At 60.8% G+C, this 21,728-nt stretch carries 17 protein-coding genes; 11 read left to right on the top strand and 6 right to left on the bottom strand.

All coding sequences use genetic code 11. From position 1 onward, the window contains the following. The first annotated feature begins 852 nt into the window (after window positions 1-852). Together V8J63_RS20355 and arfB are read left to right on the top strand one after the other, a co-directional pair. On the top strand, window positions 853-2,265 hold the full coding sequence (locus V8J63_RS20355; RefSeq protein WP_336464554.1) for an amino acid permease: 1,413 nt from the start codon (window positions 853-855) through the stop codon (window positions 2,263-2,265). Window positions 2,266-2,489: 224 nt separating this feature from the next. Next, window positions 2,490-2,903 carry an alternative ribosome rescue aminoacyl-tRNA hydrolase ArfB gene (arfB, locus tag V8J63_RS20350; RefSeq protein WP_016771119.1) on the top strand — a complete coding sequence of 138 codons (414 nt, stop codon included), beginning with the start codon at window positions 2,490-2,492 and terminating at the stop codon, window positions 2,901-2,903. On the opposite strand, the gene V8J63_RS20345 is transcribed toward arfB, so the two are convergent. The 6 genes from V8J63_RS20345 to phhA form a co-directional block, all read right to left on the bottom strand. After that, entirely contained in the window at window positions 2,900-4,087 is a 1,188-nt protein-coding gene (locus V8J63_RS20345) for an MFS transporter (protein WP_336464566.1), read from the bottom strand. The two genes, arfB and V8J63_RS20345, sit on opposite strands and share 4 nt — an antisense overlap. A 112-nt stretch (window positions 4,088-4,199) precedes the next feature. Further along, window positions 4,200-4,382, bottom strand: a complete 183-nt coding sequence (locus V8J63_RS20340) for a hypothetical protein (protein WP_039761215.1) — start codon at window positions 4,380-4,382, stop codon at window positions 4,200-4,202. A 70-nt stretch (window positions 4,383-4,452) separates the two neighbouring features. Beyond that, window positions 4,453-4,584 (bottom strand): hypothetical protein, encoded by a 132-nt coding sequence (locus tag V8J63_RS20335; RefSeq protein ID WP_016771117.1) that lies wholly within the window; start codon window positions 4,582-4,584, stop codon window positions 4,453-4,455. Window positions 4,585-4,854: 270 nt separating this feature from the next. After that, a complete protein-coding gene (locus tag V8J63_RS20330) occupies window positions 4,855-6,048 on the bottom strand; it encodes an amino acid aminotransferase (RefSeq protein ID WP_336464553.1) in 1,194 nt (397 codons plus the stop codon). Further along, window positions 6,048-6,404: a 4a-hydroxytetrahydrobiopterin dehydratase gene (locus V8J63_RS20325; RefSeq protein WP_016771115.1), complete on the bottom strand. Its 357-nt coding sequence runs from the start codon at window positions 6,402-6,404 to the stop codon at window positions 6,048-6,050. The genes V8J63_RS20330 and V8J63_RS20325 overlap by 1 nt, the downstream gene beginning before the upstream one ends. A gap of 115 nt (window positions 6,405-6,519) precedes the next feature. After that, a complete protein-coding gene (phhA, locus tag V8J63_RS20320; protein WP_016771114.1) occupies window positions 6,520-7,311 on the bottom strand; it encodes a phenylalanine 4-monooxygenase in 792 nt (263 codons plus the stop codon). 392 nt (window positions 7,312-7,703) lie between these two features. Between phhA and V8J63_RS20315 the strand changes: the two genes are divergently transcribed. The 9 genes from V8J63_RS20315 to V8J63_RS20275 all read left to right on the top strand — a co-directional run bounded on the left by V8J63_RS20315 (window position 7,704) and on the right by V8J63_RS20275 (window position 21,722). Continuing rightward, window positions 7,704-9,266: a sigma-54-dependent transcriptional regulator gene (locus tag V8J63_RS20315; RefSeq protein WP_336464552.1), complete on the top strand. Its 1,563-nt coding sequence runs from the start codon at window positions 7,704-7,706 to the stop codon at window positions 9,264-9,266. A gap of 343 nt (window positions 9,267-9,609) precedes the next feature. Continuing rightward, the gene (locus tag V8J63_RS20310) at window positions 9,610-10,350 is read left to right on the top strand and encodes a flagellar basal body rod protein FlgF (RefSeq protein WP_016771112.1); all 741 of its coding nucleotides are present in this window, start codon (window positions 9,610-9,612) and stop codon (window positions 10,348-10,350) included. Between the two features lie 45 nt (window positions 10,351-10,395). Then, window positions 10,396-11,181, top strand: a complete 786-nt coding sequence (gene flgG / locus V8J63_RS20305; RefSeq protein ID WP_016771111.1) for a flagellar basal-body rod protein FlgG — start codon at window positions 10,396-10,398, stop codon at window positions 11,179-11,181. Between the two features lie 51 nt (window positions 11,182-11,232). Further along, window positions 11,233-11,928 (top strand): flagellar basal body L-ring protein FlgH, encoded by a 696-nt coding sequence (flgH, locus tag V8J63_RS20300; RefSeq protein ID WP_016771110.1) that lies wholly within the window; start codon window positions 11,233-11,235, stop codon window positions 11,926-11,928. A 27-nt stretch (window positions 11,929-11,955) separates the two neighbouring features. After that, window positions 11,956-13,044 carry a flagellar basal body P-ring protein FlgI gene (locus V8J63_RS20295; protein WP_024012083.1) on the top strand — a complete coding sequence of 363 codons (1,089 nt, stop codon included), beginning with the start codon at window positions 11,956-11,958 and terminating at the stop codon, window positions 13,042-13,044. A gap of 11 nt (window positions 13,045-13,055) precedes the next feature. Continuing rightward, the gene (gene flgJ, locus V8J63_RS20290; RefSeq protein WP_336464551.1) at window positions 13,056-14,372 is read left to right on the top strand and encodes a flagellar assembly peptidoglycan hydrolase FlgJ; all 1,317 of its coding nucleotides are present in this window, start codon (window positions 13,056-13,058) and stop codon (window positions 14,370-14,372) included. Window positions 14,373-14,397: 25 nt separating this feature from the next. After that, window positions 14,398-16,443: a flagellar hook-associated protein FlgK gene (flgK, locus tag V8J63_RS20285; RefSeq protein WP_336464550.1), complete on the top strand. Its 2,046-nt coding sequence runs from the start codon at window positions 14,398-14,400 to the stop codon at window positions 16,441-16,443. Between the two features lie 13 nt (window positions 16,444-16,456). Continuing rightward, window positions 16,457-18,025 carry a flagellar hook-associated protein 3 gene (locus V8J63_RS20280; protein ID WP_130926653.1) on the top strand — a complete coding sequence of 523 codons (1,569 nt, stop codon included), beginning with the start codon at window positions 16,457-16,459 and terminating at the stop codon, window positions 18,023-18,025. 109 nt (window positions 18,026-18,134) lie between these two features. Continuing rightward, window positions 18,135-21,722: a glycosyltransferase gene (locus V8J63_RS20275; RefSeq protein ID WP_336464549.1), complete on the top strand. Its 3,588-nt coding sequence runs from the start codon at window positions 18,135-18,137 to the stop codon at window positions 21,720-21,722. Window positions 21,723-21,728: the final 6 nt, after the last annotated feature.

The following is a 21,728-nucleotide window of genomic DNA, read 5'->3' as shown; positions in this document are numbered from 1 at the left end:
GTCGAGGTGGCCGGTGAGACGTGAAGAACCTAGTTGAGCGTTTTTGTGAATGCAAAAATTTATCCATTTAATTTTTAAATAGACTTTTTGTTCTGTTTTTCAGGATGGATTTTCTTATTTGAAAACAAAAAACTAGGTTGGTGAAATTGATAGCAAGCTAGCGACCGTCAATATGCAGACGTCCTGCAGAGATTTCTGATTCGGAAAATATTCGTTACGCATTGTAAAGAAAACCTGACGATATTGGCCCGCCAACCCGGTGATTTCACGTCTCGCCATCCGTTGTAAGGAAAAGCTTCCGTAAGCCGACGGAGCGTGCGCCACGCAGGGCTCTGGCGCGCTTGTTTCCAGCCTTCAGGCAGGGTGTTATGCGCCCCATGCCTGTCGTGCAGGCGAATAACAAGAAGGAGGCGCAATGTACGCCGCGACTGATTTCCACTTCTCCCCGTGGGACGGTTTTCTCCTCGTCCCCGTCGATGGCCTGCAAAGGCCTGACTCACATTTTGCAGCCGCTCGAGACTGTCGAGGCGGACACATGCAATCCCGGCAACCGACACGCTGATCAGGCGGGTCTGGCAGCAGGGGGTTAGCGGTGTACAATGCGCCGCGTTTTAACTGTGACCCTCTGCGTAATCGCAAAAATCTCGAGGCTATCCGCCTTGTTCACTCCGCCGCGCCACAAGCGTGCCGGGTTCGATTTCGTCACAGATAAAAACAAACAGGTGACGCATGACCGTTGTAAATGAGCTGAACTCCTGGTGCCTGCGCTGGGGTTTGATCGGGGCTGCCTGAAATCGCAACCTTGCAGCAACGTCTACTGAACATCATCAAACCTTGCGTGAGACCTTTTTCATGAGTGGACAACCCTCGCAATCAGGCGAGCTTAAACGCGGCCTGAAAAATCGCCATATTCAACTGATCGCCCTCGGTGGCGCGATCGGTACCGGATTGTTCCTCGGTTCTGCCGGGGTACTGAAATCCGCCGGGCCGTCGATGATCCTCGGCTACGCCATCTGCGGCTTCATCGCCTTCATGATCATGCGCCAGCTCGGCGAAATGATCGTCGAAGAGCCGGTGGCCGGTTCCTTCAGTCATTTCGCGCACAAATACTGGGGCGGTTTCGCCGGGTTCCTGTCTGGCTGGAACTGCTGGATTCTGTACATTCTGGTGGGCATGTCCGAGCTGACAGCGGTTGGCAAGTACATCCATTACTGGGCGCCGGACATCCCGACCTGGGTCTCCGCTGCTGCATTCTTCGTGCTGATCAACGCGATCAACCTGGCCAACGTCAAAGTCTTCGGTGAAGCTGAATTCTGGTTTGCGATCATCAAGGTTGTGGCCATCGTTGGCATGATCGCCTTGGGCAGCTACCTGCTGGTCAGCGGCCACGGCGGCCCGCAGGCGTCGGTGAGCAACCTGTGGTCCCACGGCGGTTTCTTTCCCAACGGGGTGAGCGGTCTGGTGATGGCCATGGCGATCATCATGTTCTCCTTCGGCGGTCTGGAAATGCTCGGTTTCACCGCCGCTGAAGCCGACAAGCCAAAAACCGTGATCCCGAAAGCGATCAACCAGGTGATCTACCGCATCCTGATTTTCTACATCGGTGCACTGGTGATCCTGCTGTCGCTGACTCCTTGGGACAGCCTGCTGGAAACTCTCAATGCGTCGGGCGATTCCTACAGCGGCAGCCCGTTCGTACAAGTGTTCTCGATGCTCGGCAGCAACACCGCCGCGCACATCCTCAACTTCGTCGTGCTGACCGCCGCGCTGTCGGTATACAACAGCGGCACCTACTGCAACAGCCGCATGCTGCTGGGCATGGCCGAGCAGGGCGATGCGCCGAAAGGCCTGGCGAAGATCGACAAGCGCGGCGTGCCGGTGCGTTCGATTCTGGCGTCGGCAGCAGTGACGCTGGTTGCCGTGTTGCTCAACTATCTGATCCCGCAGCATGCGCTGGAACTGCTGATGTCGCTGGTGGTTGCGACGCTGGTGATCAACTGGGCGATGATCAGCTACTCGCACTTCAAGTTCCGCCAGCACATGGACCAGACCAAACAGACGCCGCTGTTCAAGGCGCTGTGGTATCCGTACGGCAACTTCGTCTGCCTGGCGTTCGTGGTGTTCATCCTCGGCGTGATGCTGCTGATCCCGGGGATTCAGATCTCGGTGTATGCGATTCCGGTGTGGGTGGTGTTCATGTGGGTCTGCTATCTGATCAAGAACAAGCGCAGTGTGCAGCCGGTGGTGGCTGCAACAGCGAAATAACCTCGCAGGCAGAAACGACAAACCCGGCCAGAGTGCCGGGTTTGTTGTTTTGAAATGGAAAAATCTGGCATCACACCGAACCCTGTGGGAGCGAGCCTGCTCGCGAAAGCGGTCCATCAGAAACATCTGCATCGACTGACACACCGCCTTCGCGAGCAGGCTCGCTCCCACAGAGGTTGAGTGAATCAGGTTATCCTGCACCCTCTGATTACGGACGCTTTTCCATGCTGGTGATTTCCAACAATGTGCATCTGCCGGATGCCGAGATCGAATTGACCGCCATCCGCGCGCAAGGCGCCGGAGGGCAGAACGTCAACAAGGTCTCCAGCGCCATGCACTTGCGCTTCGACATTCCCAACTCGTCGTTGCCGGAGTTCTACAAGGAACGCCTGCTGGCGCTGCGAGACAGTCGTATCACCAGCGACGGCGTGCTGATTATCAAGGCGCAGCAATACCGAACCCAGGAAGCCAACCGCGCCGATGCGCTGGAGCGGCTGGTCGAGCTGATTCTCAGCGCCACCAAAGTGGAAAAGAAACGCCGCCCGACCAAGCCGACCCTCGGTTCGAAGAAGCGTCGGCTGGAGTCGAAAACCAAGCGCGGCAGCATCAAGGCCGGGCGCGGCAAGGTGGACTTCTAAACCTCGCGATACTTCGCCGTGTGCTTGTACAGATAGACACTCAAGCCAAGGCCGCTCAACGCCGCGAAGGCTGCGAACAGAAAGATCGAAGCAAAACCGAACCCCGCCGCAATCGCCCCGGCCAGCGGCCCGGTGATCCCCAGCGACAAATCAATGAACAGCGAATAGGCACCGACCGCCGCGCCACGGCTGGAGGCCGGCACCAGATTCACTGCTTCCACGCCCAGCGCCGGGAACACCAGCGAGAAGCCGAAACCGCTCAGCGCCGCACCGGCCAGTGCCCAATGCGCATCCGGAGCAATCCACAACAGCAACAGTCCCAACGTTTCCACCGACAGACAGGCAATCGCCACGCGGAAGCCGCCGAGGCTGTTGATCAGATTGCCGAACAGCAGCCGCGCGCCGATGAAGCTGGCGCCGAACAGGCTCAGGCACAGCACCGCGTTGTCCCAGTGCTGGGTCGCGTAATACAGGGTAATGAACGTGGCGATGGTGCCAAAACCGATCGAGCCCAGCGCCAGTCCGCAGCCGTGGGGGAAAACTTTGCCCAGCACATGCATGAACGGCAGACGTTCGCCGGCAACAATCGGCGCAGCGGTTTTTGGCCAAGCCAGCGCCAGACCGAGCAGAGCGAGAAGGATGATGCTCACGCCCATGCTCCACAGCCCCAGCCGGCTCACCAGCCAGACACCGAACGGCGCACCGATCGCCAGGGCGCCGTAACTGGCGATGCCGTTCCAGGAAATCACTTTCGCCGTATTCGCCGCGCCAACCCTGCCGATGCCCCAGCCAATTGAGCCGGAACCGACCAGACTCTCGGCGCTGCCCAACACCAGGCGGCCGATCAACAGGCTGATCAGGCTCAGCAGTGGCAGGTTCGGCGTCCACGCGGAAATCAGCATGAACACACCGCTCAAGCCACAGCCAGCGAGGCCGATCATCACCGCGCGTTTGCTGCCCTGGTTGTCGATAATCTTGCCCGCGTACGGGCGGCTGAGCAGGGTGGCAAGGTATTGCACGCTGATCACCAGCCCGGCGATCACCGCGCCGAAACCGAGGTCACTGTGGACGTAGCCCGGCAGCACGGCCAGCGGGATGCCGATGTTCAGATAACCGATGAAGGTGAAGAGGACGATGGAGACTACTTGCAGCGTAACCGCCAGCGGACGCTGGGGCTCGGATATAGACGACATGGGTAACGATCCACGGGAGCAGCAGATTAGATAGGCTGCTCATGATACCGGCGTGAACCGTTCAGGGGCGGGGAAAAGTAAAACTATTTGCCGGGCGGCGCTTTCAGGATTTCGCCGGGGCGACCAGTTGCGTGGTGACGAGGGCGGCGAGGGCGTTTTCTTCGCTGCCGAAACGTTCGAGCAGGGCAGCTTGCTTCTCGGGCGAGAGGCGATTCCAGATCTCGATCATTTTCTCGGTGGCGCCGATCAGCACGGCAGCTTGGCTTTCGGAGAATTCGTCGGTCATGGCGGGCTCGGGTTTCAGGCAGTGTGGAAAGCGCATGTTAGCGCTTTCCACACGGTCTGTACGGCGGGTCTTACTCTTCGCTGTCGGCTTTGCGGCTGTCAGCGGCTTCTTGCGGCTCGGGCTTTTCAGCACCGGCGTGTTGCGGGGTCGTCTGCTCAGGTACGTGCAGGCTTGGGAAGGGGAGATTGGGAATCTCGTGCATGGGTGCGCTCCTCGCTAAGTCTGTTGATAGATCAGGTGCTCCGCGCTTTACAAAGCCTGCGCAGGATACAGCAGGAAAAATGACAATCAGACTTTTAATTCAAATTAATGCGACAGATGGCCGCAGGGAGGCAAGAGCTGGGTTTGCTGATCGTTCCCACGCTCTGCGTGGGAATGCCTCAATGGACGCTCTGCGTCCGCTGTTGGGACGCGGAGCGTCCCGGGCTGCATTCCCACGCAGAGCGTGGGAACGATCAGTCGGGCGGGGGGATTATTTGCAGGCGTCGGCGATGGCGTCCGCAAGCGATGCGAGGCGGGTGGCGTCAATGCCGGCGACGTTGGCCCGGCCCGAGCTGACCATGTACACGCTGTGCCGCTCGCGCAGGGTTTTCACCTGTTCCGGCGACAGGCCGGTGTAGGAGAACATCCCGCGTTGCACGCCGATGTGGGCAAAACGCTCGCGCAAACCGTGGGGTTCCAGCGCTTCGACCAGACCGCTGCGCAACTGCGCGATACGCAAGCGCATCGCTTCCACTTCATCGGCCCAGCGCGCTTTCAGCTCTGGATCGGCAAGGATGGTCGCGACCACTGCCGCGCCGTGATCCGGCGGCGTCGACCACAGATTGCGGGCGATGTTGGCCAGTTGGCTGCGGATGTCGGTGAGCTTGTCGGCGCTGGTCGCGCAGACGATCAGCGCACCGGTACGGTCTCGATACAGGCCGAAGTTCTTCGAGCAGGAACTGGTGATCAGCAGCTCCGGCACTTGCGCCGCGAACAACCGGGTCGACCACGCGTCCTGCTCCAGACCATCGCCAAAACCCTGATAAGCAAAGTCGATCAGCGGCAGCAAATCGCGGCTGCGCACCACTTCAAGCACGCGCTTCCAGTCGTCATGGCTCAGGTCGAAACCGGTCGGGTTGTGGCAGCACGCATGCAGCAGCACCACGTCGCCCTTCGGCACTTCCCTGAGCACGGCGAGCATCGCTTCGACGTCGAGGCGGTTGTCATTGCCGACGTACGGGTAGTGGCTGACCTTGACCTTGGCGGCGGCGAAAATGGTTTCGTGGATCGGCCAGGTCGGGTTGCTCAACCACACGCCTTTGCCCGGCAGGCATTGCGCAATGAAGTCCGCCGCCAGACGCAGGGCACCGGTACCGCCCGGGGTCTGGGTGGCGCCGGCGCGTTGTTCGGCGATCAATGCCGAGTCGCTACCGAGCACCAGTTCGTTGATGACCTTGCCGAACAGCGGATTGCCGTGGCCACCGATGTAGGTCTTGGTGTCCTGGCTTTCGACCAGTCGCGCCTCGGCGATTTTCACCGCCTCGGGGATTGGCGTCAGGCCCTGGGCATCCTTGTAGACGCCAACGCCAAGGTCGAACTTGCGCGGATTGGCATCCTGCGCATAGGCCTCCATCAAACCGAGAATCGGGTCGCCGGGGATCCGGCCGATGGCGTCGAAGTGCATTACTTGCGTCCTTCTGCGGTCTTGGCCACTTCGTCAGTGCGCGCAGCCATGATGAAGTCGTTGCGGTGCAGGCCTTTGATCGAATGGCTCCACCAGGTCACGGTGACTTTGCCCCACTCGGTCAGCAGGCCCGGGTGGTGACCTTCGGCCTCGGAGATTTCGCCGACGGCGTTGGTGAACGCCAGCGCGTGCTTGAAGTTCTTGAACAGGAAAACTTTTTCCAGCTGCATGATGCCGTCGCGTACTTCGATGTTCCAGTCAGGGATCTGCTTGATCAGGATCGGCAGTTCTTCGTCGCTGACTTGTGGCGCATCGGCGCGGCAGGCTTCGCAGTGGGCTTGGTTCAAAGTCGACATGGTGTATTCCTGAAAACGAGTATGTTTTTTATTAAAGCGCGTGTGCCGCCAATGCCGTCACGCTAAAGCAAAGTGGCGGCGACGGACAGACGCAATTGTCAGCAAAAGTCGCGGTTCAGGCGGCTTTGGGTTTCGGCGGAAATTTCGGCGCGTGCAAGCCCAGCTGCATGCCTTGGCGAACCATGGCCATGATGTCTTCATGGGCCACATCGAACAGGCGCTTGAGATTGGGCAGGACGAAGTACAGCGGTTGCAGGATGTCGATGCGATACGGCGTGCGCATGGCTTCCAGCGGATCGAAGAGCTGATGCTCGGGCTCGTCCGACAGGCAGTAAACGGTTTCTTTCGGCGAGGACAGAATTCCGCCACCGTAGATGCGCTTGCCCTGCGGGGTGTCGACCAGACCGAATTCGATGGTCATCCAGTACAGCCGCGCCAGATACACGCGTTCTTCCTTGGTCGCTTGCAGGCCAAGCTTGCCGTAGGTGTGGGTGAATTCAGCGAAGTACGGGTTGGTCAGCAACGGGCAGTGGCCGAAGATCTCGTGAAAAATGTCCGGCTCTTGCAGATAGTCGAGTTCTTCGCGGGTACGTATGAAGGTGGCGACGGGGAATTGCTTGCTGGCAAGCAACTCGAAGAAGGTCTGGAAAGGAATCAGCGCCGGCACCCGGGCAACTTGCCAGCCGGTGGTCTCGCCGAGGACTTTGTTGATCTCGGCCAGTTGCGGGATGCGGTCGTGGGGCAGACCGAGTTTTTCGATACCGTCCAGGTATTCCTGGCACGCGCGACCTTCAATCACCTTCAACTGGCGAGTGATCAGCGTGTTCCACACCGCATGTTCTTCGGCGGGGTAGTCGATAAAACCTTGCGCATCGGGCTCGCGAGCCACGTATTGCGTCTGCTTCATGCTGCTCTCCTGCTAGGAAATTCGTTTTTGTTATGTCCAGCGATGGCTAAAGGAATACCCCAGAGCGCGAACCTGCGCAGCATGTTGAGCGGTGAATGCGTAGGAAAATTCTGCTTGTTTCGTAAAGTTATCGTTACGCTGTGTCGGGTAATGCGCATTTACGGTGATTGGCGGGTTTGAAAAGGGCAGGGGCTGTCACATAATCTTGACAACTATCTGCGTGCCTCGACAGAAACTCTGCCTCGGGCGCGCCACCAAACCCTGTGGGAGCGAGCCTGCTCGCGAAAGCGGTCTGTATGACACATCGATACTGGATGTGCTGGCGCCTTCGCGAGCAGGCTCGCTCCCACAGAGAAATGTGTTTACCTCTCAAACCTGTCGGGCCTTTTTCTATGCGCATCAAAGTCCACTGCCAGAACCGCATCGGCATCCTGCGCGACATTCTCAATCTGCTGGTGGCGTACGGGATCAACGTTGCCCGCGGTGAAGTTGGCGGTGAGCATGGCAATGCGATCTATCTGCACTGCCCGAACCTGATCAACATCCAGTTCCAGGCGTTGCGCCCCAAGTTCGAGGCGATCGGCGGGGTGTTTGGGGTCAAGCGCGTCGGGCTGATGCCCAGTGAACGCCGGCACATGGAATTGAACGCACTGCTCGGCGCGCTGGAGTTTCCGGTGTTGTCGATCGACATGGGCGGCTCGATCGTTGCGGCCAACCGCGCGGCAGCGCAGTTGCTCGGCGTGCGCGTCGATGAGGTGCCGGGGATTCCGCTGTCGCGCTACGCCGAGGATTTCGACCTGCCCGAACTGGTGCGCGCCAACAAATCGCGGATCAACGGCATGCGCGTCAAGGTCAAGGGCGACATCTTTCTCGCCGACATCGCGCCGCTGCAATCGGAGCACGATGACAGCGAGGCCATGGCCGGCGCCGTACTGACGCTGCACCGCGCCGACCGCGTCGGCGAGCGTATCTACAATGTGCGCAAGCAAGAGCTGCGCGGTTTCGACAGTATTTTCCAGAGCTCGAAAGTCATGGCCGCTGTGGTCCGCGAAGCGCGACGCATGGCGCCGCTGGATGCACCGCTATTAATAGAAGGCGAAACCGGCACCGGCAAGGAACTGCTCGCGCGCGCCTGCCATCTCGCCAGCCCGCGTGGACAGTCACCGTTTATGGCGCTCAACTGCGCCGGGTTGCCGGAGTCGATGGCCGAGACCGAACTGTTCGGCTACGGCCCCGGCGCTTTCGAAGGCGCTCGCGCTGAGGGCAAGCTTGGCCTGCTGGAGTTGACCGCTGGCGGCACGCTGTTTCTCGATGGCGTCGGCGAGATGAGCCCGCGCTTGCAGGTCAAATTGCTGCGCTTTCTTCAGGACGGTTGCTTCCGTCGCGTCGGCAGTGATGAAGAGGTCTATCTCGATGTGCGGGTGATCTGCGCGACCCAGGTGGACTTGTCCGAATTGTGCGCGCGCGGCGAGTTTCGTCAGGATCTCTATCACCGCTTGAACGTGTTGTCGCTGCACATTCCGCCGCTGCGCGAATGCCTCGACGGTTTGACGCCGCTGGTCGAACATTTCCTCGATCAGGCCAGTCGGCAGATCGGCTGTCCGCTGCCGAAACTGGCCCCGGCGGCGATGGATCGCCTCAGCCATTACCACTGGCCGGGCAACGTGCGGCAGTTGGAAAACGTGCTGTTCCAGGCGGTTTCCCTGTGCGACGGCGGCACGGTCAAGGCCGAACATATTCGCCTGCCCGATTACGGCGTGCGTCAGCCGCTTGGCGATTTTTCTCTCGACGGCAGTCTGGACGAGATCGTCGGGCGTTTCGAGAAAGCGGTGCTGGAGCGCTTGTATTCCGAGCATCCCAGCAGTCGGCAGTTGGGCAAGCGGCTGGGGGTTTCGCACACGACGATTGCCAACAAGTTGCGTGAGTATGAGGTTGGCAAAACCTCCGAAAGCTAAATAGAGCCTTTGTGGCGAGGGGATTTATCCCCGATGGGCGGCGAAGCCGCCCCGCTTTTCCTTCACAGCGACCTCATTTGCAGGCTTGGCGACTGCTGCGCAGCCGAACGGGGATAAATCCCCTCGCCACAGGATCTCCATCCCCGCCGAACTCAGGATTGCCACTAACCGGCATGACACCGCCGGTTTTTCGTCTTCGACCCATTTGAGATTCCCCCTCCGATCCCCTCAAGCCCCCTGTTTACCGGGCCTTCGCCCGCCAATAAAAAGTTGGTCTGCAAATTGCTTATGGCTGAGCAGTACAGCGGTGGGCGGCAAACGTCCGGCATGCAGAGGAAACACAGTGGACAAGTACCTTTATGTGGCAATGACCGGCGCCAGCCAGAACGCACTGGCGCAGCGGGCGCATGCCAACAACCTGGCGAACATCTCCACCAACGGCTTCCAGCGCGACCTCGAGCAGGCGCGTTCGATGCCGGTGTTCGGTGACAGCTTTCCGGCGCGTGCGTTTGCCATGAGCGAACGTCCCGCCACCGACTTCACGCCGGGCTCGCTGGTGCAGACCGGTCGTGAACTCGACGTCGCGGTATCCGGCAACGGTTTCATCGCCGTGCAAAACCCCAGCGGTGGTGAAAGCTACGTGCGCACCGGCAGCCTCAACATCGACGCCCTCGGCGTATTGCGCGCCGGCAACGGCATGCCGGTGATCGGTAATGGCGGCCCGATCGCCGTGCCGCCCGAGCAGCAGGTCGAAGTCGGTGAAGACGGCACCATCAGCATTCGCGCAATGGGCGAAGGTCCGCGCGTCATGGCCGAAGTCGACCGGATCAAGCTGGTCAATCCGGACATCAAGAACATGAACAAAGGCCTCGACGGTTCGATTTACACCAAGGACGGCCAGCCGGCGCAAGCCGACGCCAACGTCAAACTGGTCTCGGGTTTCCTCGAGTCGAGCAACGTCAATGCCGTGGAAGAAATGACTTCGGTGCTGGCGCTGGCCAAGCAGTTCGAGTTGCACGTCAAGATGATGAACACCGCCAAAGACGACGACCAGGCCATGGCTCGGGTCTTGCAGATCAGCTAATTATCAGAACGTCGCGCCGTAAAACAGGCGCACGAGGAGAATCGAATGCTTCCGGCTCTATGGGTTGCCAAAACCGGTCTGTCCGCCCAGGACACCAACCTGACCACCATTTCCAACAACCTGGCGAACGTCTCGACCACGGGTTTCAAACGTGACCGTGCCGAGTTCCAGGACTTGCTCTATCAGATCAAGCGTCAGCCAGGTGCCCAGTCGACCCAGGACAGCGAACTGCCGTCGGGTCTGCAAGTGGGTACCGGTGTGCGCATTGTCGGCACCCAGAAAAACTTCACCGCCGGCAGCCTGCAAACCACCGAGCAGCCGCTGGACATGGCCATCGACGGTCGCGGTTTCTTCCAGATCCTGCAGCCGGACGGCACCACGTCCTACACCCGTGACGGTACTTTCCACCTCGATTCCAATGGCCAGATCGTCAATGCCAGCGGTTTCGCTCTGGAACCGGCGATCATCATCCCGAACGATGCGCAGACCTTCACCGTCGGCCGTGACGGCACCGTGTCGATCACCATCGCCGGCAACCCGGCCTCGCAAGTGATCGGCAACCTGCAGACCGCCGACTTCATCAACCCGGCCGGCCTGCAAGCCGTGGGCAACAACCTGTTCCTGGAAACCGCTGCTTCCGGCGCGCCACAGATCGGCACCCCGGGCCTGAACGGTTTCGGTACCACGCTGCAGAACACCCTGGAAACCTCGAACGTCAGCACCGTTGAAGAGATGGTCAACATGATCACCACTCAACGCGCCTACGAGATGAACTCCAAGGTGATCTCCACCGCCGACCAGATGCTCTCGTTCGTAACGCAGAATCTGTAATCCAGTCTTTGGGGCGGCCTGAGGTCGCCAGCAACACCGTGAGGTAGGGTCATGAAGCGCTTTGTATCTGTTCTGGCATTGAGTGGGGTCGTCTCGCTCGCGGGCTGCGTCGCCCCGACGCCCAAGCCCAATGACCCTTACTACGCCCCGGTGTTGCCGCGCACACCGTTGCCGGCGGCTGCCAACAATGGCTCGATCTATCAGGCCGGCTTCGAGCAGAACCTGTACAGCGACCGCAAGGCGTTCCGGGTCGGTGACATCATCACCATCACCCTGAACGAGCGCACCCAGGCAAGCAAGAACGCTAACTCGCAGATGGACAAGAACAGCGATAACTCGATCGGCCTGACCTCGTTGTTCGGCTCCAGCCTGACCACCAACAACCCGATTGGCGGTGGCGACTTGAGCCTGAACGCTGGCTACAGCGCCGACCGTTCGACCAAGGGCGACGCCAAGTCCGGGCAGAGCAACAGCCTGACCGGTTCGATCACCGTGACCGTGGCCGACGTGCTGCCCAACGGCATCATCGCCGTGCGTGGCGAGAAGTGGCTGACGCTCAACACCGGTGACGAACTGGTGCGCATCGCCGGCATGGTCCGCGCCGACGACATCGCGACCGACAACACCGTGTCGTCGACCCGTGTCGCCGATGCGCGCATCACCTACTCGGGTACCGGCGCGTTTGCCGATACGAGTCAGCCAGGCTGGTTCGACCGTTTCTTCCTCAGCCCGCTGTTCCCTTTCTAGGTGGCTACGTTGAATCTGAAAAGCCTTATGGTGGCCGCGTTGTTGATGTCTGCGGCGTTCACCGCCCACGCCGAGCGGCTGAAAGACATCGCCAGCATTTCCGGCGTGCGCTCCAACCAGTTGATCGGTTACGGCCTGGTGGTCGGGCTTAACGGCACCGGTGACCAGACGACGCAGACCCCGTTCACCCTGCAGACCTTCAACAACATGCTCTCGCAGTTCGGCATCAAGGTGCCGCCGGGGTCGGGCAACGTGCAGTTGAAGAACGTCGCGGCGGTGTCGGTGAGTGCCGATCTGCCAGCGTTTGCCAAACCTGGTCAGCAGGTCGACATCACCGTGTCTTCGATCGGTAACTCCAAGAGCCTGCGCGGCGGCACCTTGCTGCTGACGCCGCTCAAGGGTATCGACGGCAACGTCTATGCGATCGCTCAGGGCAACCTCGTGGTCGGCGGTTTCGACGCTGAAGGCCGTGATGGTTCGAAGATCACCGTCAACGTTCCGTCGGCCGGTCGCATCCCTGGCGGTGCGTCGGTGGAACGTGCGGTGCCGAGCGGTTTCAACCAGGGCAACAGCCTGACGCTGAACCTCAACCGTTCCGACTTCACCACCGCCAAGCGCATCGTCGACAAGGTCAACGACATGCTCGGCCCTGGCGTCGCCCAAGCCATCGACGGCGGTTCGGTGCGCGTGACTGCGCCGCTGGATCCGAGCCAGCGCGTCGACTACCTGTCGATCCTGGAAAACCTCGAAATCGATCCGGGTCAGGCGGTGGCAAAAGTCATCATCAACTCGCGTACCGGCACCATCGTCATCGGCCAGAACGTGAAAGTGTCGCCAGCCGCCGTGACCCACGGCAGCCTGACCGTGACCATCACCGAAGACCCGATTGTCAGCCAGCCAGGCCCGCTGTCCAACGGCCAGACCGCCGTCGTACCGCGCTCGCGGGTGAATGCCGAACAGGAAGCCAAACCGATGTTCAAGTTTGGCCCGGGCACCACCCTCGACGAGATCGTCCGTGCGGTAAACCAGGTCGGCGCAGCACCGGGTGACTTGATGGCGATTCTTGAAGCTTTGAAGCAGGCCGGCGCATTGCAAGCCGACCTGATCGTGATCTGAGGCCGGCCACCATGGATATGCGCAAAAGCGGTCTGGTCAGCAGCAGCGATTCGGGTTCCTACTCCGACCTCAATCGTCTGAACCAGCTGAAGGTCGGCGACAAGAACAGCGACGAGAACATGCGCAAGGTTGCGCAGGAATTCGAGTCGCTGTTCCTCGGCGAAATGCTCAAGTCGATGCGCTCGGCCACCGAAGCGCTTGGTCAGGACAACCCGCTGAACACGCCGGCGGCCAAGCAGTATCAGGAAATGTACGACCAGCAGCTGGCGGTTTCCATGTCCCGCGAGGGCGGTGGTATCGGCCTGGCCGATGTGCTGATCCGGCAGATGTCGAAGAACAAACCGATGGCGCCGGGCGAGGCTGCCGCCGCGTCCGCCGCCAAGCAGCAGGAAGCGCTGGCCAAGGCCGCCGCCGTGCCGACGCCGATTGCCGCCGGCACCGTCGCCACCGGTCCGCTGTCCCGCGTCAACGGCGAGCGTCCGTTGTGGGCATCGCGCTCGGTGCATGCGCCGAACAAGACCGATATTTCCCATCGCAACGACATGGCGCTGATCAACCAGCGGCGTCTGGCATTGCCGCCGAAACTGGCCGATCGCTTGCTCGCAGGCCTGGTGCCGTCGGCGCCGAGCGTGGCCACTGCCAGCACTGCGGCCGCAGCGACCAACGCCTTGCCGCAACGGGCTGCGACTACCGCCGTCACAGGCTCCGGCGCTTTGTACAACGGCGACTGGCTGGCCCGTGCCGAAGAGCAGAAAGCCGCTGGCGGGCAGATGCAGGTCTACGGCCGCGCCATGGCGCAGATTCCGCTGGCACCGGCGAAGAAGGCCTTCAGTTCTGCCGACGAATTCGTCAACACCATGCTGCCGATGGCCAAGGAAGCCGCCGACCGCATCGGCGTCGATCCGCGTTACCTGGTGGCGCAAGCGGCACTGGAAACCGGTTGGGGCAAATCGGTCATGCGCGCTCAGGATGGCAGCAGCAGCCACAACCTGTTCGGCATCAAGGCGAGCAGCAACTGGAAGGGCGATTCGGCCCGCGCGATCACCAGCGAGTTCCGCAATGGCGCGATGGTCAAGGAGACGGCCGAGTTCCGTTCCTACGCCTCGTACAAGGACAGCTTCCACGATCTGGTGACGTTGCTGCAGAGCAACAATCGCTATCAAGAAGTGCTGAAGTCGGCCGATAACCCAGAACAGTTTGTACGCGAGTTGCAGAAGGCCGGTTACGCCACCGACCCGAACTACGCGACGAAGATTTCGCAAATTGCCAAGCAGATGAACAGTTTTGAAAACTACGCTGCGGCGGGTGTCTCCACCACGCCTTTATAAGGCACCAGGTAATAAGGTCTGAACCATGAGTTTGCTCAATATCGGGATGTCGGGACTGTCGGCCAGCCAGTCCTCTCTGGCTACGACAGGCAACAACATTGCCAACGTCGACACCGCCGGTTATTCACGTCAGCAAACCGTGCAGGGCACCAAGTCCTCGCAGCAGTACGGCAGCGTTTTCATCGGCACGGGCACGACCCTGGCTGACGTGCGCCGAGTGTACAACTCGTACCTGGAATCGCAGCTGCACACCGCGACTTCGCTGGACAGCGAATCGGCCGCGTTCCTCAAGCAGGCGACGCCGCTTGACGCCATGCTGTCGGACACCAACACCGGCCTGACCGGTGTGCTGCAGAAATTCTTCACCTCGATGCAGGGCGTATCGACGTCGGCCACCGATGACACTTCGCGTCAGTCGGTGCTGACCGGCGCGCAGGCGCTGACCAGCCGCTTCAATACCCTGGCCAAGCAGCTCAACGATCAGAACACCACGATCAACGGCAGCCTCGGCGACATGACCGCCCAGGTGAACAAGCTCGCCACGGCGATCGCCAATCTCAACCAGAAGATCGGCGAAATCTCCACCAGTGGCGGGGCGCCGAACGACCTGCTCGACAGCCGTAACGAAGCCGTGCGTCAGCTCTCGGAGCTGACCGGTGCCCAGGTCGTCGAGCGCGGCACCAGCTTCGACATCTATGTCGGCAGCGGTCAGCCGCTGGTCATCGGCAACACCACCAACAGCCTGAGCATGGTTGCGAGCAAGACCGACCCGTCGCGCATGTCGATCCAGATGGATCGCGGTTCGAGCACCATCGACATTACTTCGGTGATCAGCGGTGGCGAAATCGGCGGTCTGCTGACCTATCGCAAGGAAGTCCTCGACCCGTCGCTCAACGAGCTCGGTCGCGTCGCTCTGGTGATTGCCGATCAGATCAACAGCCAGCAAGCCCAGGGCATCGACAAGAACGGTGACTTCGGCGCGGCGATTTTCAACAACATCAACAGTGCCGCCCTGATCAGTCAGCGCAGCATTGCGAAGGATGGCAACAGCGCCGGTTCGGGCAACCTCGATGTGACCATCAAGGACACCGGCAAGCTGACCACCAGCGATTATCAGGTGACCTTCACCAGCGCCACCGATTACACCGTCAAGCGTTCCGACGGCACCGATCTGGGCGCATTCAGCACCACGACCAATCCGCCGCCAGTGATCGACGGTTTCACCTTGGCCTTGAATGGCGGCGCGCTGAGCGCGGGTGACTCATTTAAAGTCACGCCGACCCGCAACGCCGCGGCGAGCATTCAGACGGTCCTGACCGATCCGAAGAAAGTCGCTGCGGCCGGTCCGCTGACCGGCGTCGCCAGCGCCAACGGTCTGGGCACTTACACCCAGCCGACGCTCAGCGACAAGATCGACATCTACAACCCGACCGCCCAGGCTGACATGCAGGCAGCGTTGAAGAATTCGACGCCGGTCAAACTGGTGTTCGGCGCAGCCAGCGGCGGCAGCCAATCGTACAACCTGGTCGACGCCAAGGGCGCGACCATTGGCACCGGTACCATCGTGCCTGGCCAGTCGAACACGCTGAATCTGAAAGTCGGCATCGTCGATGCCAGCGGCAACCCGGTGATGGACACTACCGTCACGCCGAACGTGCAGAAGACCTTCACCGTGCAGACCACCGTCGGCGGCACGCCGAAGACGGGTGAAACCTTCACCATGAACCTGACCGGCGCGGCGTCTTCGGACAACCGCAACGCCCAGGCACTGGTCGCATTGCAAACCAAACAGACCGTGGACACCGGTTCGGCGAGCAAGGGCATCAGCCTGACCGACGCCTACAACACCCTGGTGACCAACGTCGGTACCAAGACCGCCCAAGGCAAGTCCGACAGCGCCGCAACCACGGCGATTCTGGAGAACGCCAAGGGTGCCCGCGATTCGCTTTCCGGGGTCAACCTGGACGAAGAAACCGGCAACCTGGTCAAGTACCAGCAGTACTACACAGCGTCTTCGCAGATCATCAAAGCTGCGCAGGAAACTTTCGCCACGCTGATCAACAGCCTTTAAGGAGTCGTAATTCATGCGCATTTCCACCGCCCAGTATTACGGAACGCAAGCTTCGGATTATCAGCGTAACTTCAACAAGGCTGTCGCCACCGCGAGCGAGGCGAGCAGCCTGCAACGCATCAACACTGCCGCCGATGATCCGATCGGTGCCGGGCGCTTGCTGCAATTGGGCCAGCAGGCGGCGATGCTCGATCAGTACAAGACCAACGTCAACACCACCAAAAGTGCGTTGAACGTGCAGGAGTCCACGCTGGATTCGATCACCACGGCGTTGGCACGGGCCAAGGAACTTGCGCTGGCCGCGAACAACGGCACGATCACCGACAAGGATCGCCAGGCGTACGCCTCGGAACTGGGTGAGATCCAGCAGCAGGTGCTGGGCCTGATGAACGCCAAGGATGCCAACGGCAACTACCTGTTCTCCGGTTCGAAAACCGATACCGCGCCGTACTCGAAGAATTCTGACGGCACGTTCAGCTACAACGGCGACCAGACCACCATCGATCTGGGCATCGGCGACGGCATGACCGTGGGCACCAACACCACCGGTTGGGACGCGTTCCAGCAGACCATCAACACCGGCCGCACCAACACCAAAATGACCGCGCCAGCCGTCGATGACGGCCGTGTCGTGCTGTCCAACGGCACCGTCGGCACTGCCGCCACTTACGATGCCAAGTTCACTGCCGGGCAGCCGTACACCATCGATTTCGTCAGCAGCACCCAGCTGAAAATCACCGATGCGCTGGGCAACGATGTGACCGCCGAGGCCAGCCAGAACGGCCTGATCAGCAACAGCAGCGGCGCCAATCAGACCGTCAGTTTCCGCGGCGTCGACCTCAAGCTGAACGTCAACCTGAAGGCCGGCGATACCAACCCGGACGCCGTTATCGCAGGGCACAGTTTTCAGCTGTCGGCCTCGCCGGACTCGTTCACCACCACGCGTAATCCGGGTAACCCGTCGACCAGCGTGATCACCGGTTCGACCATCACCGATCAGGCAGCCTACACCGCAGCTTTCCCGCAGGGCGGCGCGGTGCTCAAGTTCACCAGCGCCACCGATTTCGATCTGTATGCCGCGCCAGTGACCGCCGACAGCAAGCCGGTTTCTTCGGGCACGGTTGCCGGCGGTAACGCCACCGCTGCCGGTGTGACCTTCGCGCTGGGCAACACGCCGGCCGCAGGCGATCAGTTCTCGATCCAGCCGAACAATCACCAGACCCAGAACGTGCTCGACACCCTGGGCCAGATGATCACCGCGCTGAACACGCCAGTTGATGGCGATCCGGTTGCCAAGCAGAAATTGCAGGGCGCGATGGAGGCGGGCCTCGGCAACATCGATGCCGCTTCCAACCAGATCGGCACCGCAGTCACCACCATTGGTGCCCGCGGCCAGGCGCTGGACATGCAGACCATCACCAACGACAGCCTGACCACGGCGAACAGCACGACCCAGGGTTCGATTCGTGATTCCGATCCGGCTGAAGTCATGACCCGCCTGACGCTGCAACAGACCATGCTGCAAGCCGCGCAACTGGCGTTCAGCAAGATCAGTCAGTTGGGTCTGTTCAACAAGATCTGATGATTGGCGGGTGCGTGAGCGCCCGCCAACGTTGTGCCTCTGTTAATGATTTTTTGCGGTATCAAGGGCTCGTTTTTGCGAGCGGGCTCGTACCGCCTGTGAGCCCGCCGTGAATTCACTTCCTCTCGTCAGCATTGCCATCCCTGCTTTCAATCCGCGCTTTTTCGAGCGCACGCTGAACAGTGCCGTCAGCCAGACTTACAGCAATCTCGACATCGTCGTGTGCGATGACAGTCGTGGTGAGGAGATCAAGGACATCGTCAGCTTGGTGATGGAGCAAACCGGGGCCCAGGTGCGCTACGTTCGCAATCCACAGACGCTCGGGCTGGTGGGCAACCTGAAAGCCTGCCTCGAACAGGCGCGCGGCGAGTTCATCAAATTCCTGTGTGACGATGACCTGCTGTATTCGGCCTGTATCGAACAGCAAGCCCATGAGTTACAGCGCGAAGAAGTCAGTCTGGTGATCGCTCAGCGGCTGCTGTGGGACGCCAACGACATCATTCTGCCGGCCCGTTTGGAAAACAGCTCGCTATCACCCGTGAGCGCCTTGCTCAAAGGCGACGATGTGCTGAGCATTTTCGAAAAATTCCCGGTCAACGTCCTCGGCGGCTTCAGCAGTGCGTTGTTCCGGCGTGCCGATGTCGCCGAATTGTTGCCCGCTCTGACTGAAGCAGGTGCATGCTTCGTCGCGACCCTGGATTTTGCCTTGTACGTGTGTCTGTTGCGGCGCGGCAACATGGTGACGTCGAACAATGTCCTGAGCGCCGAGCGACTTTACCCTGAGCGCCTGAGCGCGCAGCAACCGATGAAGGATGCTGCCGAGGTTGAGCGCGAGTGGCTTTCGCAAATGCTCAAAGTGCGCAGCGGCGAGTCGGCGCCCGCAAAGGGCTGGGTTCGCTACGTGCGACTGACGAGCGCCGACGAGTCGCCTCGCGTTTGGGAAGAACTGCCGCTGAGCCGTACCCTTGGCACCAAGCAAAGCCGCCAGGAGCTGGGTGTGGGTGTCGACAGCTTCAGTTTCGGCGAGCTCTATGCGCAGTGGCTGGCGTGTCGGGTGCTGACCGAGACGCAGCGCCAATGGTTGCCGGAAACGCTTGCTGGCTGGCCGCAGCAGCCGAGGATCGTGCCGATCGTCATCGATGCGCAGGGTAGCCGCGACGGTCTCGAGCGCACCCTGCAAGCGCTCGCTGCACAGGACTATCCACCGGAGCTGGTGCTGGTACTGTCCGTAGCCTGTACCGAAGCAGTGTTGCAGGATCGCGTGTTCCACATGCCGTTGCAAGATGACGGTCTGGAGCAGATCAATACGCTGTTGCCGCAACTCGAAGGCGCCGACTGGTTCTATCTGCTGCAACCGGGAGATCGCCCGGTGGCACCGGCATTGCTGGTGATGGCCGATCGCATCGCGCATTCGCGGTCGCTGACGTGTCTGTACAGTGATGAAGGCAGCGTGCGCGACGGCGAATCGGCGGAACCGGCGTTCAAGCCGGACTTCAACCTCGACCTCATGCGCAGTTATCCGTACGTCGGCCGAGCGCTGGCATTCCAGCGCGAACGCTTCCTCGCCCTCGGTGGATTTGCGCCAACGTTCGCCGAACTGGCGCCACACGACATGCTCTGGCGGATGGTCGAAAGCGATGGCCTGCAGGTTGTCGGTCATATCGCCGAGGTATTGCTGGAGTCGAAATTCGACCTGTCGCAATGGCTCACCGAGCCTGGCGTGGTGGAGCAAAGTCGGCGAATTCTCGAGGCTCATCTGCAGCGCCTCGGCATTGCTCATGAAATCCGCCAGAACGGGCTGCTCAATCGTGTCGACTACCGTCACGCGCAGCGCCCTCTGGTGTCGGTGATCATCGTCACTCAGGACCAGACTGCCGCCTTGCAGCGTTGTGTCGAAACGCTGCTGGAGAAAACCGCCTACACCGAGTACGAATTGCTCCTGGTCGACAACGGCAGCGAAAGCGCCGAAGCGCTGGCGTGGCTGGACGGCATGGCGCAGTTGGGCAGCGACCGGATTCGCGTGCTGCGGTATGCGCAAAAGGGCGATGCCGCCGCTGTGCACAACTTCGCCGCGCGCCAGGCGCGCGGTGAGTACGTGCTGATGCTTAACGCCTTTGCGGTAATCACCCAGGCCGACTGGCTCGATGAGCTCCTCAATCATGCACAACGCCCTGAAGTCGGGGTGGTGGGCGCCAAGCTGTTCAACCCGGACGGTGGCGTGCTGCACGCCGGTCTCATCCTGGGGCTGAATGGGCCGGCGGGACTGCCGTTCTACGGCCAGCCGATGCAGTCGGACGGGTATATGCACCGACTGCAAGCTGTGCATGATCTGAGCGCGGTCGGTGGCGACTGCCTGATGATTCGCAAATCGGTATTCGAAGCGGCCGGCGGTCTTGATGAGCAGGATTTCAAGCAAACGCTCAGTGTCGTGGATCTGTGCCTACGCATTGGCCGCGACGGTTATCTGGTGGTGATGAACCCGCACGCCGTGCTGGCGGTGGGTACGCAGCCGGTTATCGCGGCGACGGAGCAAGAGCAAGCGCAGCACGCCGAGGAGAAGGACACCTTCTATCAACGCTGGCTGCCACTGGTTGCGCGCGACCCGGCCTATAACGTCAACCTGACGTTGCAGGGCGTTGGCGCCAGCAACTTCAGCCTTGAACCGGGCCTGCGTACTGGCTGGAGCGCGTTCTCCAAGGCGCAACTGCCGAACGTGCTCGCGGTTCCGATCAACGCTTCAGCCATCGGTCACTATCGCATGAGCCAGCCGATGATCGAACTGGAAGCGGCCAACCGCGTGGAAGGGCGCATCTGTTACGGCTTGCCGTCGATCATCGATATCCAGCGGCAGGCGCCCGATGTGATTGTCCTGCAGGGGCGCTACTCAGAGCACGCCATTGATGAGATCCCGCCGCTGAAGAAGTTCTTCAATGCCCGACGGATTTTCGAACTCGACGACTATGTCATCGACGTTCCCCATCGCAATGCACATATCCGCAACATGCCGGGCAAGTCGGACATGGAGCGAATGGTGCGCCGAGCGATCGGCCTGTGCGATCGCGTGGTCGTTTCAACCGCGCCGCTGGCCAACGCGCTGTCGGACATGCACCACGACATACGCGTGGTGCCGAACATGTTGGCTCAGGACTTGTGGGGACACCTGCGCAGCCAGCGTCGCACCTCGAAAAAGCCCCGTGTCGGCTGGGGGGGCGGGACCAGTCACCACGGCGATCTGGCCGTGATCGCCGACGTGGTGCGTGAATTGGCCAACGAAGTCGACTGGGTGTTCTTCGGCATGTGCCCGGATGACTTGCTGCCGTACATGCACGAATTTCACGGTGTGATTCCACTGGATGTGTATCCGGCAAAACTGGCCAGCCTGAACCTTGATCTGGCTTTGGCTCCGCTCGAGTTCCACATCTTCAACGACTGCAAGAGCAACCTGCGCCTGTTGGAATACGGCGCCTGCGGCTACCCGGTGGTCTGCACCGACACCGAGGCCTATCGCGGCTACTTGCCGTGCACACGGGTCAAGACCAACACGACCGATGAATGGCTGCAAGCGATCCGTATGCATCTGGCTGACCCGGATGCCAGCTATCGCATGGGCGATGAATTGCGAGAGGTGGTGCTGCGCGACTACGTGCTGCGCGGCGATAACCTGCGGCATTGGGAGTATGGCTGGCTGGCGGATTGATCTGTC

The organism is Pseudomonas sp. CCNWLW23 (assembly GCF_037095675.1).
Classification (GTDB): Bacteria; Pseudomonadota; Gammaproteobacteria; order Pseudomonadales; family Pseudomonadaceae; genus Aquipseudomonas; species Aquipseudomonas atacamensis.
The sequence above is the reverse complement of the archived record's forward strand: the minus strand, read 5'-3'. Positions and strand labels throughout refer to the sequence as shown.